This is a genomic window from Curtobacterium guangdongense, from assembly GCF_049341845.1.
In the GTDB taxonomy this organism is placed as follows: domain Bacteria; phylum Actinomycetota; class Actinomycetes; order Actinomycetales; family Microbacteriaceae; genus Curtobacterium; species Curtobacterium guangdongense.
Genome location: NZ_JBMPIT010000003.1, coordinates 164,438 through 183,686 on the forward strand (window position 1 = coordinate 164,438; position 19,249 = coordinate 183,686).

Genomic DNA, 19,249 nt, shown 5'->3' on the forward strand with positions numbered 1-19,249 from the left:
TCAGCGCCCGAGGAGGCCGAGGCCGTGCGCCTGCTCCACGGCCTCGCGGCGGCCGGAGACCCCGAGCTTCCGGTACACGCTCCTGACCTGGGTCTTCACGGTGTTCACCGACACGTGCAGCTCCGCCGCGACCTCCGGCAGGCTGAGCGGCTCCGCCAGCAACCCGAGCACGACCGACTCCCGCCCCGACAGCGTCACGGCGATGTCCGGCCCCGGCATCACCGACGTGAGCCCGAGCAGCGGCTCCAGGTAGGCACGCCCACGCGGGTCGTCCGAGGCCTCGACGAGCTGCAGGACGTCGTCCCGCGGCGGCGTCAGGAGCTCGCCGCGCATGCCGTGTCGTTCGAACAGGTCGAGCGCCTCGCGGAAGGACGCCACGGCACCGAGCACGTCCCCGGTCCGCCGGAGCGCGACGGCCCGGAAGAGGACGAGCACCGCGGACGTCCTGGCCTCGTACCCGGACCGCACCGACACCGCGGTGACGACGCGCAGCGCCCGGTCCGGCTCGTCACGGGCGAGCGCGAGCCCGACGTGCTCTGCCGCCGTCCACGCCCGCACCGGCCCGAGCGCGTCGAGGGAGCGCTCCGCCTGCCGCAGCTGCCCCGCCGCGAGCTGCAGGCGGATCCGGGAGCGCGCGAGCAACCGTGCCGCGACCCCGGTCGCCGCGCTCCGGAGCCGGAAGCGCTGCACCTCGGCGTCGTGCACCGCGAGCTGGTCCGCCGGAGGCACCCGTCCGGAGATGGTCGTCGCGCGGGCGCGGAGGGCGAGCACGATCGGCCAGTGCTCGAACGCCCCGAAGAGTGGATCGATCCGCCGCAGCAGCCCGGTGACACGGTCCGGGTCGCCGTCCTCGAGCGCGACGACGGCGCTCGCGAGGACCCCGGTGGGCACGTCGAGCGCGTCGCCGGACTCGAGCAGGCGTCGTGCGACGTCGACCTCGCCGGCGAGGGCGTGCACGAAGGCGGTGAGCCCGTCGACGGCGGCCTGCTGCAGCGGTCCGTCCGGTCCCGGTGCCGGCTCGATCCCGGCGAGCGTCGCCAGGGCACCCTCGGTGTCGCCGTCCATCAGCGCGGTCGCGGCGACCTGCTGCAGGACGTACGGGAGGCGCGGTGCCAGTTCCGTGAGCCCGTCACCGTCGAGCACGGCGAGGGCCCGGCCCACGGTCGCCGCGGCACGGCGGGCGCCACGGTCGTCGCCGGCGATGCGTCGCGCCTGGGCGTCGACGGCCGCGAGGAACGGCAGTTCGTGGCCGGGGAGGTCGGACATCCGCGCGGCGATCGCGGGCAGCACCGCGGCGTTCACGCGGGACGCTCGTGCGTGGTGCCGATCGGCGGCCGCCTCGGCGCGGGCGATCGCGGCGAGCACCACCGGGTGGTCGGCTGCTCGGCGCGGCTGGATCGGATCGAGGATGCGGGCGATGGCCGGTGCGCCCGGTCCGGTGATGCGGGTCCAGTTCCGGACGAGGACGTCGGAGAGGACGTCGAGCTCGCCGAGCTGCACGGCGGCGTCGATCGCCGGGACGGTCGCCTCGTGCCGGAGTGACCACGCCACCGCCTGCTCGGCGCGGGCCCTGACCCCCTCGGGGTCACGACGGGCGGCGGAATGACGGAGTGCGACGGCGACCGCAGGGTGCCACGTGAACGCGTCGGTGTCGTCGGCGTCGCCCGTTCCAGCGACGCCCGGCCCGGCGACGCCGAGTCCGGCGACGGCAGCGGCTCGGTACGGCGCGACGAGGTCCCGCACACCGGTCAGGTGCCGGACGAGGTCGGCCGGGGCGTGCGCGGCGGTCGCGGCACGTTCGGCGAAGTCCTGGAGCCCCGCGTCGTCGAGCGTCGCCTCGACCCATTCCGCTGCGGCTCGGTCGGTCGCTCGGCGGAACCGGGCGGACACGTCGACGGGAGGACGGTCCTCGGCGGCGAGGAGCCCGCTCGCGGCGGCCAGCACCCCGGCGTTGCCCGCGGCGGACTCCGTCGCCCGTGCGACGACCTCGGGCGCCACGACCACGCCGACCGCACGGCCGACCAGGGTGGCGGTCTCCGCGGCGTCGAGGGCGAGGTCGCCCGGCCCGATCCGCACCGCCTCGGGGATCCCGTCGGGGACCGGCATCCTGCCCGCGAGCACCAGCGCACCGTGCGCGGCGAACCCGGCCACGGCGACGGAGCCGGCCGTGGTGAGCAGGTGGGCGTCGTCGACGAGGAGGGCGTGCCTCCCGTCCGGATCACCGGCGGCGGCGACCGCCACCGCGGACGTGACCGCGTCGTCACCCGCGCTCGCCGAGACGACCACCACCGTGCGTCGTGTCCGGTCCGCCCAGTCCTCGACGAGCGTCGTGACGCCCGCTCGTGGCGTCCCCTCGACGACGACCGGGCACCCGTCGTCGAGCGCCCGCTCGATGCGGTCGACCAGTCGCGGGCGGTGCACGACGAGCGCGCCGACACGACGGACCACCGGTCCGGTCGTGCCGACCTGCGTGCGCGGGAGCGGGGTCACTGCGTCAAGCGGCGAACCGCTCCACGCGGAGGACGCACGACAGGCCGCTCTCCGACGTGTCGATGGTGGTGTCCCAGTCCTTCGAGGCCTTGGCGTCCACGCCGTCGACGTCGACCTCCTTGACGGCACGGGTGTCCGACGCACCCTTCAGGAGCGAGACGTAGATGCGGTAGCTCTGCGCGCTGTCCTCGGGGTTCTCGGCCGTCCCCTTCACGGACCACGTCGACCCGTCGCGCTTGCACGAGGTGACCTGGACGTCCTTGACCGCGCCGACGTAGTCGCCCTCACCGCCTGCCGGGGTCTGCACCTCGGTGATCGCCGGCTGCTCGGTGGCGGAGGCCGACGCCGACGCCGACGCTTTGCCGTCCGGGGCGTCACCGGAGCACCCGGCGAGGCCGAGCCCCAGTGCGGCGACCCCGGCGAGGGCGAGCAGTCGGACGGAGACGGAGCGCGTGGGGCGCAGGGTCATCGGTGTTCCTTCCTGGAGCGGCGGCGGTTCCCGACGACCGCCAGTGCGAGGCCGAGCAGCACCATCAGGGCGGCTGCGGCCAGTGCCGGGGCGGGGTCCGCCCCGGTGAACGCGAGGGCAGGGACCCCCGCAGCGGGTCGGGTGGTGATCCGGACGCTGTCGGGCGCGGACACGACCGGGGCGTCGCCGGGCACGGCCCCCGGTGGCGGCGTCCCGATCGCCGTCGCGCTGTTGACAACCGTACCCGCGGCGCCGTCGGACTGACCGACCGTGTACGTGGCGGTCGCGGTGACGCGCTCCCCCGGCTCGAGCACACCGGGCGTCCCGGGCCACTGGCCGTAGACGACGGTGCCGAGCCCGGGAAGCCGGTCGTCGACGTGCACGTCGTGCAGCGTGACGGTCCCGGTGTTCACGAGCGTGAAACCGTACTGCAGCTGCTGGCCCACGGTACCGTCGGTGCCCTCGGCGTACTGCACGGTCTTCGTGATCGTCAGGTCGCCGACCGCCCCGGCGTCCCCGACCGGCACGGTCGCACCGGACGGGGAACTCACGACGACGGTGCCGGTCGGGCCCGTGCCGGACGCGGTCGCGGTGTTCACGACCGTGCCGGCGTCGACGTCGTCCTGCGTGACCGTGTACCTCGCGGTACCGGTGGCGGTCTGGCCGATGTCGAGTCGTCCGGGAGTTCCCGGCCACGTCCACGTGACGCCGGAGAGCCCGGCCATCGGGTCGTCGAGTCGGACGCCCGTCAGGGTCGCGTTGCCGTCGTTCGTGACGCGGAACGTGTAGTCCACGGTGTCGCCGACCGCGCCGGAGTCGCCGTCCGACAGCGTGCCGGTCTTCACGAGCGTCAGGTGCGGCGCCGTCGGCAGGCTGATCCCGGCGTTCGAGGAGTCGGCCACCGGCACGCCGTCCGGGGCGTACCCGGTGGCCGTCGCGGGCGAGGTCACGAGACCCGCGTCCACGTCGGCCTGCGTCAGCACGTACGTGGCGTCCGCCGTGACGGACTGTCCGGGCGTCAGCACGCCGCTGGTGCCCGGCCACTGGTAGGTGATGGCGGAGACGCCGGCCTGGGCGTCGCGGACCGAGACGCCGTAGAGGGTCTGGTCCCCGCCGTTCGTCACGACGTAGTGGAAGCGCACGGTGTCCCCCGCGACGCCGGTGGCACCGGGTGCGAGCTGTGCGGTCTTCACGATCGTGATGCCCGGCGTGGCGCTCGGCGTCGGCACGGTGGCGGATCCGCCGGCCGATGCCGAGGTCCCGTCCGGCGCGGTGCCCGTGGCGCGCGCGGTGTTCACGACCCCGCCAGCGTCGACGTCGGCCTGCGTGAGGACCGAGGTCCCGGTGACCCGCACGGTCTGCCCGGGCGCGAGGACACCAGCGCCGCCCGGCCAGGTCGTGCCCGTCGTGGTGAACCCGTCGAGGTCGTCCGTGACCGTGACGTCGGTGAGGGTCACCGCGCCGGAGTTCCGCACGTCGATCGCCCACCGGACGGTGCTGCCGGCGGAGCCGTTGCCCGCGAGGGTCCCCGACTTCACCACGGACAGCCCCGGGGTCCCGGAGATCGTCGTGGCGCCGTCGTCGGACGACCGCACGGTGGCCCCGGCGGCACTCGTGCCCGAGGTCGTCGCCGTGGACGCGATCCGCCCGCGGTCGACGTCTGCCTGCGTCAGCGTGTAGGTCGCGGTCGCCGTGGCGGACTGCCCGGGTCGGAGGACCCCCGGTGCGCCCGGCCACTGCACGCTGACCGCGCCGAGCCCCTGCTGGCCGTCGGCGACCGTGACACCGGAGAGCGTCGCCGAGCCGGTGTTCGTGACGGTGAACGTGTACGTCACCCGGTCGCCCGCTCGCCCCGCGGCCCCGTCGGCGAGCTGCTGGGTCTTGTCGATGGTGATCCCGGCGGCGGCAGCGGCGAGTCCGACGGTCGCCGAACCGGAGGCCGTCGCCGGCGCACCCGTCGGCGGGTTCGCCGTGGCGGTCGCGGTGTTCACCACGCTGCCGGCGTCGACGTCGTCCTGGGTCACCGTGTACGCGGCGGTCGCCGTGGCGGCGGCACCCGGTGCGAGCGTGCCGTCGAACGAGTCGGCGAAGCGCAGCGCGCCGAGCCCCGGCAGCGGGTCCGTCGCCGCGACGTCGTGGAGCGTCGTGGTCCCGGAGTTCCGCACGGTGACGGTGTAGTCGACGGTGTCGCCGACCGATCCGGTGGCGCCGTCGCGGAGCACGCCGGCCTTCGTCACGTCGAGCGACGGCGATCCCGGCAGCACCACGGTCGCGTCGGCGGTCGCGTCGACGGACGGGCCGGTCGGCGGGGTGCCGGTGGCGGTCGCCGTGCTGCCGAGGGATCCGCGGTCGACGTCCTGCTGGGTGAGCGCGACCGTCGCGGTCGCCGTGACGGTCTGCCCCGGAGCGAGGACCCCGGCGGCACCCGGCCACTCGTACGACACCGTGCCGACGCCGTCCTGCGCGTCGGTGACCGCGACGCCGTCCAGCGTCGAGGTGCCGGTGTTCGTCACGCGGTAGGTGAACGTCACGACGTCACCGGCCCGCGGGGCGGTGTCGCCGTCCGGCAGTGCCGCGGTCTTCGTGATGCCGATGCGGGCATCGGCGGGACCGGTCGCCACGGTCGCGGAGGCGTCGGCCGTCGCGGTCTGGCCGTCGGGCGCCGTCGCCGTGACGGTTGCCGGGTTGGCGACGCTGCCGCGGTCGAAGTCGGCCTGCGTGATGGTCGAGGTCGCGGTGGCGGTGACGACCTGCCCCGGTGCGAGCACGCCGTCGGCCCCCGGCCACGGCCCGAACGCCACGTCGCCGAGCTGCGCGCGGAGCGCTGCCTGGTCGAGCGTCACGGTGCCGGTGTTCGTCACGGTGAACGTCCACAGCACGGTGTCGCCCACGGCACCGGTCGCGCCCGGTGCCAGGGCGCCCTGCTCGGACAGCGCGATCGCGGGTTCCGGCGCGATGGTCACGGCGGCCGAGTCGGTCGCGGTGACGGTCCCGCCGCCGGGTCCGGTGCCGGTCGCGGTCACACGGGAGGCCTGGCTCCCGGCATCGACGTCGGCCTGCGTGAGCGCGGTGGAGGCCACAGCCCCTGCGGACTCCCCGGGTGCCAGCACCCCGGCGCGTCCCGGCCAGTCGACCGTGATGGTCGAGACCCCGGCACGGTCGTCGGCGAGGGTGACGCCGGTGAGCGTGGCGGTCCCGGTGTTCGTCACGACGTAGCCGAACTCGACGGTGTCGCCGGTGGCCCCGGTGGAGCCGTCCGCGAGGCGCGCGGACTTCGTGACGTCGATGCGCTGCTCGGCGGAGCGGAGCACGACGGTGGCGCTGTCGTCCTGCGCGCCGGGATCCGTGACGCCGTCGGGTGTGGCTGCCGTCGCGGTCGCGCGGTTGACCACGCTGCCCGCGTCGACGTCGGTCTGCGTGACGGCCGAGCGTGCCGTGGCGGTGACGGACTGTCCGGGCAGCAGGGTGCCGGCGGTGCCGTTCGGCCACGCGGACACCGTGGGGTCGGAGACACCCGGAAGGGTGTCCGCGACGTCGACGTCGGTCAGCGTGACCGTGCCGGTGTTCGTGATGCGGTAGGTCCAGTCGATCCGGTCGCCGAGGACTCCCCGGGCGCCGTCGGCGAGCGCACCGCGCTTGTCGATCGTCCACGCACCGGTGCGGACCGTGTCGACCCCACCCGTCGCGGTGTCGCGCACGACGTCCCCGGCCGGGGTCGTCGCGGTCGTGGTCGCCGTGCTCTCGATCGAGCCGCGGTCGACGTCCGCCTGGGTCAGCACGTACGTCGCCGAGGCCGTGACGGACTGCCCGGGTGCGAGCCGTCCGGCGCGTTCCGGCCACGACCCGAAGGTCACGGTGCCGAGCCGGGCCTGGTCGTCGTCGAGCGTGACGCCGTCGAGGGTCCGGTTGCCGGTGTTCGCGATCGTGAAGCTGAACGTGACGGTGTCGCCGGCCACACCCGTGCCGCGCGTCACCCGCTCGTCCTTGACCAGCGCGATGCCGTCGGTCGGGGCCGCGGTGCGCACGGTGGTGCCGTCCGTGCCCGTGACCGGCGCCCCGGTCGGCGGGTTGCCGGTCGCGGTGGCGGCGTTCACGATGCTGCCCGCGTCGACGTCGGCCTGGGTGACCGTGTACTCCGCCGTCGCCGTCACGGTCTGCGACGGCGCGAGGGTGCCGGCGGTCCCCGGCCAGTCCGCGTCGATCGCGGACAGCCCGGCGAGGCGGTCCGACAGCGTCACCCCGGAGAGCGTGACGGTGCCGGTGTTCGTCGCCGTGAGCGTGTAGCGGACGGTGTCGCCGACGCGGCCGAGGCCACCGTCGGTGTACGCGGCGGACTTCGAGAACGCCAGCGCGGCGTCGGGGACGATCACGACGGTCGCGGCGTCCGTGGCGCGGACACGGTCACCGGTCGGCGCGTTGCCGGTCGCGGTGACGGTGCTCGTCAGGGAGCCGCGGTCCACCTCGGCCTGCGTCAGCACGTGCGAGGCGGTCGCCGTCACGGTCTGTCCGGGGGCGAGGCGTCCGGCGGTGCCCGGCCAGGTGCCGTAGGCGATCGTGGAGACGTCGTCCTGGTCGTCCGCCGCGGTCACCCCGGTGAGGGTGACGTTGCCGGAGTTCGTGATCGTGTACCGGTACTCGACCCGGTCACCGGCGGCACCGGTGGCACCGTCCGCGAGGGTCGCCGACTTCACGACGCCGATCCGCGGGCCGGACGCGGCGGTCTGGACGGTCGCGGTGTCGGAGTCGTCCACGACGGAGCCGTCCGGCGCGGTGCCGGAGACGGTCGCGGAGTTCGTGACGGACCCGGCGTCGACGTCGGACTGTGCGATCGTCGACGCCGCGGTCGCCGTGACGGTCTGCCCCGGCGCCAGGACACCGGTCGCGCCGGGCCAGGTGCCGACGGTCGGGTCGGAGATCCCGGCCAGGCCGTCCGCGACGGAGACGCCCGTCAGCGTGACGTTGCCCGTGTTGGCGATGGTGAACGTCCAGCGGATGCCTTCGCCGGCAGCGCCGGTGGCACCCGGCGCGAGCCGCCCCGCCTTGGTGACCCGGAGCCCTGGAGCCGCCTGCAGGTCGACGCCGGCGGTGTCGGTGGCGCGCACCGAGCCTCCCGTCGGGGCGGACCCGGTGGCGGTGGCGGCACTCGCGACGCGACCGGCGTCGATGTCCGCCTGGGTGAGGGCGTAGGTCGTCGTCGCGGTGACGGACTCACCGGGGGCGAGGCGACCGGCCGCACCGGGCCAGGTGCCGTAGGCGACGACGCCGACGCCCTGCTGCTCGTCGGCGACCCGGACGCCGGTGAGCGTCTGGTTGCCGGTGTTCGTGATCGTGTAGCCGAGCCGCACGGTGTCGCCGACCGCCGGCGTCCCGGTGCCGGTACGCTCCTCGGTCTTGGTGAGTGCGATCGCCGGAGCGCCGTCGGACGTGCGGATCGTGGCGCTGTCGGACGCGGTGACGTCGTCGCCGCGGGCCGGCGTCGCGGTGACCGTCGCACGGTTCACGACGGACCCGGCGTCGACGTCGGACTGGGTCACGGTGTAGGTGGCCTTCGCGGTCAGCGTCTGCCCGGGGGCGAGCGTGCCGTCGCCGTTCGGACCGGCGGCGACCGTGACCGGACCGAGGCCGGCGAGCTCGTCGGCGACGCGGCTCGCGGTCAGCGTGACCTGTCCGGTGTTCGTGATCGTGAACGTGTAGCCCACGACGTCACCGACCCGGCCCGTGCCGCCACCGAGGTACTCGGCCCGCTTCTGGACCGAGACGTCCGCCGGGGCCGTCAGCGCGACGCTGCCACGGGCGGTGTCGGAGACGGTGGTGCCACGAGGGGCGGTTCCCGTCGTCTCGGCGGTGCTGGCGAGGGAACCGCGGTCGACGTCCGCCTGGGTCAGTGTGACCGTCGCGGTCGCGGTGACCGACTGTCCGGGAGCGAGCGTCCCGACCGCGGCCGGCCAGCCGCCGAACGCGATGTCGGACAGCCCGGGCTGTGCGTCGGTGAGCGTGACGCCGGACAGCGTCGCCGTGCCGGTGTTCGTGACCGTGAAGCCGAGCCGCACGGTGTCGCCCGCGACGCCGGCTGCCCCGTCGGCGAGCCGCTCCGTCTTGTCGATCCGGATCCCCGGCGCTGCTGCGGCGAGCGGCACGGTCGCTGCGTCGCTCGCGGTGACGGTGTCGCCTGCGGGCGTGGTGCCGGACGCGGTGGCGTCGTTCGCGACGCTCCCCGCGTCGACGTCGGCCTGGGTGACCCGGTACGTCGCGGTGCCGGTGACGACCTGTCCCGGTGCGAGTCGGCCGGTCGTCGACGGCCAGTCGGCGATCGTCACGGCGGACAGCCCGTTCAGGACGTCGTCGATGCCGACGCCCGTGAGCGTGACGTTGCCGGTGTTCACGACGCGGAAGCCGTACCGGACGGTGTCGCCGACGGCACCGGTCGCCCCGGCGAGGGTCGCGGTCTTGTCGACGGTGAGCGACCCGCGCGGTGCGACGGTCGCGCTGCCGTCGTCGGAGTCGGACACGGCGGCACCTCGCGGCGGGGTGCCGGTCGTGATCGCGGTGCTCGAGACCGAGCCGCGGTCGACGTCGGCCTGCGTGAGCGTGTACGTGGCGTGGGCGACGACGGACTGCCCGGGGGCGAGTCGGCCGGTCGTGGACGGCCAGGCGTCGAAGCGGACGCCGGAGACGCCCTGCTGCGAGTCGCTGACCCCGACGCCGGTGAGGGTCACGTCGCCGGTGTTCGTGACCGTGAAGGTCATGTCGACGGTGTCGCCGGCCACCCCGGTGGCGCCGTCGGTCAGTCGTTCGTCCTTGACGATGCGGATGCCGGGCGCGCCGCTCGTCGTGACGACGGTCCGGGTGCCGCTGCCGGACACGCTGGTGCCTGCGGGGGTGGACGCGGTCGTCGTGGCCGTGTTCGCGATGGACCCGGCGTCGACGTCGTCCTGCGTGACCGTGCGGTCCGCGGTGACGACCACGGCCTGCCCGGGTGCGAGCGTGCCCGCGGTGGCGTTCGGCCACGTGGTGGTCGGGGTGCCGAGCCCGGCGATCGGGTCGGCGACCGCGACGTCGGTGAGCGTGGTCTGTCCGGTGTTCGTCGCCGTGACGGTGTACCGGACGACGTCGCCGACCTGCACGGCGCGGACGTCGCCGCCGCCGACCGTCGCCGCGGTCTTCCTGGTGGCGACCGAGCTCGACGGGTCGAGCACGACCCGACCGCCGGACGTGGCGCTCACCGGCGCACCGGTGCGGCGGTCGGTGGCGGTCGTCGTCGCGGCGCTCGAGAGCGACACGTTGCCGTCGGTGTCGGCTGCCGCGCGGTCGACGTCGGCCTGGGTGAGCCGGTACGTCGCCGTCGCCGTGACGGACTGCCCCGGCGCGAGCGTGCCGGTGGTCCCGGACGGCCACGCGCCGAACGCGACACCGGACAGGCCCTGCTGCTCGTCGGTCAGGCCGACCCCGGTCAGGGTCGTCTTCCCGGTGTTCGTGACGGTGTACCCGAACCGTACGACGTCCCCGGCGACGCCGACGGACCCGTCGGTCAGGGCCTCGGTCTTGTCGAGCGTGATCGTCGGCGCCGGTGCGTCGGTCGCGGTGGTCGACGCTGCGGTCTTCGTGATCGCGGCACCGGTCGGCGGGCTGGCGACCGCGTTCGCGGTGTTCACCACGCTGCCGGCGTCGACGTCCGCCTGGCTCACCGTGTACGTCGCGGTCGCCGTCGCCTGCTGCCCCGGGAGGACCGTTCCGGGCTTCGACGGGTCCGGCCAGGTGTACGACAGGACGCCGACGCCCTGCAGCTGGTCGGTCATCTGGAGCAGGTCGAGGGTCGTGTTGCCGGTGTTCGCGGCGGTCAGCGTGAAGCGGAGCTCGTCGCCCGCGCCGGCACCGCTGCCCGTCGGGACGCCCGTCTTGCTGAACGAGAACGTGTTGACCTGCGTGATCGGCACCGTGCGGTAGCTCGTCGCCGTGACCGCTGCGCCGCTCGCGGGCGTGCCCGTGGTGGTCGCGGGGCTCGAGACGTACCCGGCGTCGATGTCCGCCTGGGTCAGGGTGTGCACGGCGGTCGCGGTGACGGTCTGGCCGGGGGTCAGGCGTCCGGCGGTACCCGAGGGCCAGGTCCCGACCGTGATGCCGTCGCTGTTCGCGCCGGTGTCGCGGATCGCCACGCCGGTCAGCGTGAAGTCACCGGTGTTCGTCACGGTGTACCCGAGGTCCACCGGGTCGCCGGGCTTCGGCGTGCCCGCGCCCGGGACCGTCGCGGTCTTGACGATGCCGATCGCCGCCGTGTTGTCGGCGTCGGTCGCGATCGTGACGGTGGCGTCGCCGGACGTGGTGGTACCCGTCGGCGTGGTGCCGCTGATGGTCGCGGCGTTCGTGATCGAGCCGGCGTCGACGTCGGCCTGGGTGACGGTGTACCGGGCGACGGCGCGGACGCGCTCCCCGGGTGCGAGCGACCCGGCGGAGCCGCCCGACCACTCGACGTTCGTCAGGGTCGGCGTGCCGGTGACCGGGGTCGCCGAGGCGAGGCCGACGAGCTGGTCGCGGAGCGCGATGCCGTCGAGCGTGACCGAGCCGGTGTTCGTCGCGAGGAACGAGAAGACGACGGTGTCGCCGACCTTCCCGCTCTGCACGGCCCCGTTCGACCCGACGTCGTAGCGCGCGGTCTTCGTCAGGGACACCGCCGGGGTCGGGGTGATCGTGACCCCGGCGCTCGCGGTCGCGGTGACCCGGGTGCCCGCGGGGGTCGTGCCGAACGCCGTCGCGACGGAGCTGATCCCGCCGGCGTCGACGTCGGACTGGCTCAGCGTGTAGGTGGCCGTGGCGGTGGCGCTGCGGCCGGGAGCGAGCGTGATCGTGGTGTCGCCGTCGGCGAAGACGACGCTCGAGATGCCGCGCTGGGCGTCCTGCACGCCGACGATGGTCAGCGTGACGTTGCCCGAGTTCGTGATGCGGTAGCGCATGTCGACCTGGTCACGGGCGACGGCGGCGCGGGTGGTCGAGCCGTCCGCGGCGAAGGTCTCGGCCTTCGTGACGGTCAGGCCGGGGGCGGCGTCGTTCGTCGTCACGGTGGCCGACGCCGTCGCGGTGACGGTCGCGGGGTCGACGCCCGTGGGGGCGGTCCCGGTGACGGACGACGAGTCGATGAGGGATCCGGCGTCGACGTCGTCCTGCGTGATCGTGGAGGTGGTGGTCGCGGTGACGGACTGTCCGGGGGCGAGGGTGTTCGGCGCGTTCGGCCAGGCGTAGGTCACGGTGCCGCCGAGCGCGTGCACGATCTCCGGCACGGACAGGGTCACGGTGCCGGTGTTCGTCGCGCGGTACGTCCATGTCACGACGGACCCCACGCCGCCGGTGCCGCTCGTGACGGTGCCGCTCTCGGTGAGGGCGACCGCGGGCGAGCGGTTCGTCGCGACCGAGCCGGTGTCGGTGTCCCGCACGGTCGTCCCGCCCGGCGAGACACCCGTCGTCGTCGCGGTGCTCGAGATCGTTCCCGCATCGACGTCCGCCTGGGTCAGGGCGTAGGTCGCCGTGACGGTGACCGACTGCCCGGGGGCGAGCCGTCCGGCGGTGCCGGAGGGCCATGCGCCGTAGGTGAACGCGGAGATCCCGGACTGCGCGTCGGTGAGGGTGACGTTCGACAGGGTCTGGTTGCCGGAGTTCGTGATCGTGTAGCCGAGCCGCACGGTGTCACCCGCGACACCGGTGGCGGTCGTGCCGAGCCGCTCGGTCTTCGCGAGGTCGATCGCGGGCGCACCACCGGCCGGCGTCACGGTCGTGGAACCGGTGCCGCGCACGGCGGAGCCGCCCGGAGTCGTGCCCGTCGTGGTCGCGGTGTTGACGATGCTGCCGGCGTCGATGTCCGCCTGGGTGATCGTGTACGTCGCGGTTCCGCGGACGGTCTGCCCCGGCGCGAGCGTGCCGGAGGTGCCGGAGGGCCACGTGCCGTACGAGATCGCCGACAGCCCGGACAGCGGGTCGGTGACGCCGACGCCGGCCAGGGTCGTGGTGCCGGTGTTCGACACGGCGAAGCGGTACGTCACGGTGTCACCGGCCCGGCCGGTCCCGCCGACGACGGCGCTCTTCGCGACCGCGATGCCGGGCGCCGCGGTGATCGCCGCCGATGCCGACGCGGGAGTCGTCACGGCGGTGCCGGAGGGCGTCGTCGCCGAGGCCGTCGCCCGGTTCGCGACGGCGCCCGCGTCGACGTCGGCCTGCGTCAGCGTGTACGACGCGGTCGCGGTGGCCGACTGTCCAGGAGCGAGGCGACCCGAGGTCCCCGGCCACGTGTACGTCATCGCGCCGAGCCCGGCGTGCGGGTCGGTGATCGCGACGTTCGTGAGCGTCTGGTTGCCCGAGTTCGTCACCCGGAACGTGTAGACGAGGGTGTCGCCGGCCTTGCCCATGTACCCGCTGCCCGTCGCCACGCTCTTCGTGAAGCCGAGCGCCGGTGAACCCGCGAGCGGGATCGTGCCGGAGCCCTGCGCCGTCGCCGTCGTCGTGCCCGACGGGCCGGACCCGGTCGCGGTCGCGGTGTTCGTCACCGAGCCGGCGTCGATGTCCGCCTGGGTCACGGTGCCGGACGCCGTCGCGGTCGCGGACTGCCCCGGTGCGAGGGTCCCGGCGGTCCCCGGCCAGGTGTAGGTCAACGAGGAGATCCCGGCGAGCGAGTCCGTCGCGGCGACGGACGTCAGCGTCGTGTTGCCGGTGTTCGTGATGCGGAGCGTCCAGTCGGCGCGGTCGCCGGCTGTCCCCGTCGAGCCGGCGGCGAGCGAGCCGGTCTTCGCCACGGTGATCGACGCCGTGCGGTCGATCGACACGCTGGCAGCGGTGGCCTGGGACACGACGGTGTTCGACGGGGTCGTGCCGGCGATCGTCGCGGTGTTCCGGACGGTGCCCGCGTCGACCTGCGCCTGCGTCAGCGTCGACGTGGCGGTCGCGGTGACGGTCTGCCCGGGGGCGAGTCGCCCGGTGGCCCCCGGCCATGAGTACGTGATGGCGGAGAGCCCCGCGAGCTGGTCCGTGATGGTGACACCGGTGAGGGTCACGTTGCCGGTGTTCCGCGCGGTGAAGGTCCAGCTCACGGTCGACCCGGCCGATGCACCCGACGGCGCCGTGCCCGTCTTCGTGAAGGACAGCGTGCCGGACGCCGGCACGACGAGCGTCGAGGGGGACGACGCGGTGACGGCCGTGCCCGCGGGCGAACGTCCCGACGACTGCGCGGTGTTCACGACACTGCCCGCGTCGACGTCCGCCTGGGTCAGCGTGTACGTCGCGGTCGCGGTGACGGTCTGCCCCGGTGCGAGGGTCCCCGCGGTTCCGGACGGCCACGTGCCGTACGCGATCGTGGAGACGCCGGCGAGCGCGTCGGACACGGTGACGCCGGTCAGCGTCTGGTTGCCGGTGTTCCGCGCCGTGAACGTGTAGTCCACGGTGTCACCGGCCTTGCCCGTCGCACCGGCGGCGAGCGCCCCGGTCTTCGCGACGGCGATCCCCGGTGCCGTCGGCACCGTTGTGCGCGCTGATGCGGAGTTGGTCGCAGTGCTGCCGTCGGGCGCGGTCCCGGTCGCGGTGGCCGTGTTCGTCACGACCCCGGCGTCGACGTCCTTCTGGGTCAGCTTGTAGGTCGCCGTCGCGGTGGCGGACTGCCCGGGGGTCAGGCGGCCGGAGGTGCCCGGCCACGAGTACGTCAGCGAGGACAGCCCGGCCAGCGGGTCGCTCACGGTGACCCCGGTGAGGGTCTGGTTGCCCGAGTTCCGGACGGTGAACGTGTAGTTCACGGTGTCCCCGACCGCACCGGTCGAGCCCGAGGCGAGCGCCCCGGACTTCGCGATGGCGATGCCGGGCGCACGGGTCACGGAGACCGCCGCGGAGCCCGTCGACGACGCCGGCTGTCCGGTGCCGTCGGCGCGGGTGTTCCCGGAGGCCGTCGCGGTGTTCACGACGCTGCCGGCGTCGACATCCGCCTGCGTCAGCTTGTACGTCGCCGTCGCGGTCACCGTCTGGTTCGGGGCGAGCTGGCCGCTGGTCGCCGGCCACGTGTACGTCAGCGCCGAGATGCCGGAGAGCCCGTCCGCGATCGCGACCCCGTACAGCGTGGTGTTGCCGGTGTTCGTCGCACTGAACTGCCAGTTCACGGTGTCGCCGACCCCACCGGTCGCCCCGGAGGCGAGCGAACCGGTCTTCGTGACGGCGATCTTCTGCGCCGCGGCCACGTTGACCGTCTTCGTGGTCTGGCCGCTCGTCACGGCCGTGCCCGACGGGTTCGTGCCGTTCGCGGTCGCGGTGTTCGTGATCGACCCGGCGTCGACCTGCGCCTGCGTCAGCGTCGACGTGGCGGTCGCGGTGACGGACTGCCCCGGTGCGAGCTTGCCGGTGGTCCCGGACGCCCAGGTGCCGTAGGAGATCGCGGACAGCCCGGCCAGCGGGTCGGCGATCGCGACACCGCTGAGGGTGCGGTTGCCGCCGTTGGCCACCCGGAACGTCCAGTTCACGGTGTCCCCGGCACGTCCGGTCGCGCCGGACGCCAGGCTCCCGTCCTTGACGATGGTCAGACTGGAGGCATCGGTCACCCGGACCGTCGCCGTCGCGTCGGTCGCGGTGACGGTCCCACCGGTGGCGGCCGTCGCGGACGCACCGGCGGTGTTCACGACGCTGCCGGCGTCGACGTCGGTCTGCGTGAGCGCGTACGTCGCGGTCCCGGTCACGGACTGCCCGGGGGCGAGCGTGCCGCTCGTGCCGGACGGCCAGGTGCCGAACGTGATCGCGGACACTCCCGCGAGCCGGTCGGTGATGCTCGCGGACGTGACGGTCTGGTTGCCCGAGTTGGTCAGCGTGAACGACCAGGTCACGCCGTCGCCGGCCTTGCCGGTCGAGCCGGCGGCGATCGCTCCGGTCTTGGCGAGCGTCAGCACGTTCGCGGCGGGGATCGCGACGGTCGCCGTCGCGGTCGGTGCGGTGACGGCGCTGCCGGTGGCGCTGCGTCCGGAGGCGGTGGCCGTGTTCGTCAGCGAACCGGCATCGACCTGCGCCTGGGTCAGCGTCGAGGTCGCGGTGGCCGTGACGGACTGACCCGGCCCGAGCCTCCCGGCCGTGCCCTGCGGCCACGTGCCGTACGCGACGGACGAGACGCCGGCGAGCTGGTCGGTGATCGTCGCACCGGTGATCGTCTGGGCACCGGAGTTCGTCAGTCGGAACGACCAGTTCACGGTGTCGCCGGCCTTGCCGGTCGCACCGGATGCCAGCGCACCGGACTTCGTCAGGGTGAGCGCGTTCGCGGCGCCGAGCGGCTGCGTGCGCGACGCGGTCGCGGTGGGCTTGGGGCCGCCGTCCGGGTCGGTGCCCGTGACCGTGGCGGTGTTCGTGACGGTGCCGGCGTCGACGTCGTTCTGCGTCAGCGTGTACGTGCCGGTGGCCGTGACGGACTGCCCGGCGGCGAGCGTCCCCGCCGTCCCGGACGGCCAAGAGCCGTAGGTCAGCGCGGAGAGCCCGGCGAGCGGGTCCGTGATCGCGACGCCGGACAGCGGGCCGGTGCCGGTGTTCGTCGCGGTGAAGGTGTAGTTCACGGTGTCGCCGGCCTTGCCGGTCGCACCGTTCGCCAGGGCGGACGTCTTCGTCAGGCCGAGGGCGGAGAGGTACGTGTTCGTGGAGGCGGTGTCGGTCACGGACACCGTGGTGTCGCTCGCGACCTGGCCGGTCGCGGTCACCGAGCTGGTGGTCGACGCGGCCGTGGGCGGCGGACCGGTGCACTGGACCGTGGCCGTCGCGCCCGACGCCAACGGTCCGGCGATGGTGGACGACGGCGTGCAGGTCTCGGTGTCCGGGAACGTCAGGCGGATGTTCGACAGGGCGACCGACCCGTTGTTCGTCACCGTGATCGTGTAGGCCGTGTTCTCCGAGGCGATCCGGTACTGGTCGTTGGTCGAGCCGTCGAGGGTCTTCGACACGCTGAGCGCCGCCGTCGGCACCGACAGCACGGCGTTCTGCAGCAGGTAGGAGTCACCGCTCGTGCCGACCGTCAGGGTCATCGACGTGTCGCCCTTGTTGACGCCGGAGAGCGTCTGGGTGTGCACGTCGACGCTCTGGTTCGTGAACGCGCTGGTGTCGCTCGTCTGCGTGTACCTCGCCGAGCCGTCCGCCTGCCCGACGCCGATGTTGCCGCTCGCGCCCTTGGTGTTCAGGACCTCGGTCGCGGTGCCGCCCTGCGGGGTGTACCGCATGTAGTCACCGGTGATGCCGCGGTCGCCCTCGTAGAGCGTGTACCCGAACTTCACGCCGGACTGCAGCGCCGAGAAGCCCGTGAAGTTCACGGTCAGGGGGCTGTCCGACGCAGCCTCGCGCACGTGGCCCTGGTAGTAGATGACCTTGTGCGGGGCGCTCGCGGCGTTGCCGGGGATGTACTTGCCGTAGTCGTACACCACCGTCAGGGACCAGCCCGCGTAGCAGCCGGCGCCGACGGCGGCCCAGATGTTCCCGGCGCTGACGTTCAGCGCGGAGCCGGTCGTCGCGTTCGCGAAGGCGCTCGTCACGTCGGCGCTCGCCGAGTAGTACAGCGCGCTCGCCTGGCTCGTCGGGTCCTCGAGGAGGGCGTCGGGCGACACCGTCCGGATCGCACCCGTGCCGACCTTGAGCTGCACGCCCTGTGTCCGGTAGCCGTTCGCCGCGTCCGGTCGCGTGGCGTACCACTGCGAGCCGTTCGCGGAGTTCCCCGAGCAGGTCACGTTGCCGGAGCCGGTGAACACGCCCGTGTTCGCGCTCCAGTCGAGGTACGCCTTCGTCACGGTGGCGCCGGACGGGATCGTCACGCTGCCGGTCGACGAGTTCGTGGTGAACCCGGACACCGTGTTCGAGTTCACCATCTTGAAGTAGTCGTTGTACGACGTCGTGACACCGGTGCCCGGGTTGTTCGCGTGCAGGTCGGTGCAGCTGCCGCTCGTGGTCGTCGCGGTGAGCGCGGTGCCCGAGCACGCCAGGACGCCGTTGCCCGTCATGGTGAAGTCGCCGTTGACGGTCGCCTGGTAGTTCGGGGACTGATCGGCCCCGCTCCCCCACTGCACCACGGCCGCCTGCGCCACCCCGGTGGTGCCCAGGGCGACGCCGGTGGTCGGGATGAGCACGGCGAGGACCAACGCGATCCCGCGGAACCACCGGGGACGCGCGACGGATTCCGACCGATGCCGAGGGGAACGGGGCGCGAGCAGCACGTGTGTGGCCTTCCGGACACGACGAGGAGACCCCCTCGTGTGGTCGGGTCCACGCGTGCAGGTCAGTTTGATCAGGGATTCCTGACCGCCTCAATGGTCAGTACTTCTGATCTTGGGGTGCGGAAAGGTCGAGGACCCCTCGTTCGGGGGTTTTTCACCCCGCCGTTCACCCTGTTCGGGGGACAGGTGTCGGCCGTCGCGTCCGGATGGTGGGGGCGGGGCTGCGGCGGTCGTGCCGCTCGTGCCGCACGTGCCGGACGTGCGGCACGTGCGGGATCCGGATCGAGTGCGCAGACGTCGTCAGCGCATCACCCCGGACGTCACCATTTCTGCGCACTCGATCGCGGGAGCTGGCATCCGCCGCCCCGGCCCGGATCGAGTGCGCAGACGTCGTCAGGGACCGGCCCTGGACATCGCCACTTCTGCGCACTCGGCCGCGGGGCGCGGGGCGCGGAACGGGTTCAGCGCGGGGGCGTGGCGTGCCGGACGATCCACGCGTGCATGACGATCGCGGCGGCCGCGGACGCATTGATGCTCCGCGTGGAGCCGTACTGCGCGATCTCGAGGTGCCCGTCCGCGCCGGCGACGGCTTCGTCGGTGAGCCCCGGCCCCTCCTGCCCGAACAGGAACACGCAGCGCTCCGGGACGTCCGCGGTCTCGAGCATCGCTGCGCCAGGGGTGTTGTCGATCGCGATGACCGGGCGTCCCTCGTCACGCATCGCGTGCAGGAAGGACTCCACGTCGGGGTGGTTCCGCACGTGCTGGTACCGGTCGGTGACCATCGCCCCGCGACGGTTCCAGCGCCGGCGCCCGATGATGTGCACCGTGCCCGCGAGGAACGCGTTCGCCGACCGGACGATCGACCCGATGTTCAGGTCGTGCTGCCAGTTCTCGATCGCGACGTCGAACCCGTGTCGACGGGTGTCGAGATCAGCGACGATCGCCTCCATCGACCAGTACCGGTAGGCGTCGACGACGTTGCGCGTGTCCCCGTGCTCGAGCAGCTCCGGGTCGAGCCGGGGATCGTCCGGCCACGGCCGCGGGTGCGGCCCGACCCCGTGCGTCGTGCGCTCATGGGTCGGCGCGGGCTCGTCGGTCACGG

4 protein-coding genes are annotated in these 19,249 nt (G+C 73.8%); all 4 read right to left on the bottom strand.

The genetic code is table 11. The features are described 5' to 3' along the window. The 4 genes from ACO0E1_RS05460 to ACO0E1_RS05475 all read right to left on the bottom strand — a co-directional run bounded on the left by ACO0E1_RS05460 (position 1) and on the right by ACO0E1_RS05475 (position 19,247). Positions 1 to 2,490 carry a LuxR C-terminal-related transcriptional regulator gene (locus ACO0E1_RS05460; protein ID WP_422873262.1) on the bottom strand — a complete coding sequence of 830 codons (2,490 nt, stop codon included), beginning with the start codon at positions 2,488 to 2,490 and terminating at the stop codon, positions 1 to 3. Between the two features lie 4 nt (positions 2,491 to 2,494). After that, positions 2,495 to 2,959 (bottom strand): hypothetical protein, encoded by a 465-nt coding sequence (locus ACO0E1_RS05465; RefSeq protein ID WP_422873263.1) that lies wholly within the window; start codon positions 2,957 to 2,959, stop codon positions 2,495 to 2,497. Beyond that, on the bottom strand, positions 2,956 to 18,060 hold the full coding sequence (locus tag ACO0E1_RS05470) for a DUF7507 domain-containing protein (protein ID WP_422873264.1): 15,105 nt from the start codon (positions 18,058 to 18,060) through the stop codon (positions 2,956 to 2,958). Before ACO0E1_RS05470 ends, ACO0E1_RS05465 begins: the two co-directional genes overlap by 4 nt. 548 nt (positions 18,061 to 18,608) lie before the next feature. Continuing rightward, the gene (locus ACO0E1_RS05475) at positions 18,609 to 19,247 is read right to left on the bottom strand and encodes a TrmH family RNA methyltransferase (RefSeq protein WP_422873265.1); all 639 of its coding nucleotides are present in this window, start codon (positions 19,245 to 19,247) and stop codon (positions 18,609 to 18,611) included. Between the last annotated feature and the right edge of the window lie 2 nt (positions 19,248 to 19,249).

Bases quoted from the DNA above. Each gene is read 5' to 3' on its own strand.
- ACO0E1_RS05465 (WP_422873263.1), bottom strand. From the start codon at position 2,959: ATGACCCTGCGCCCCACGCGCTCCGTCTCCGTCCGACTGCTCGCCCTC.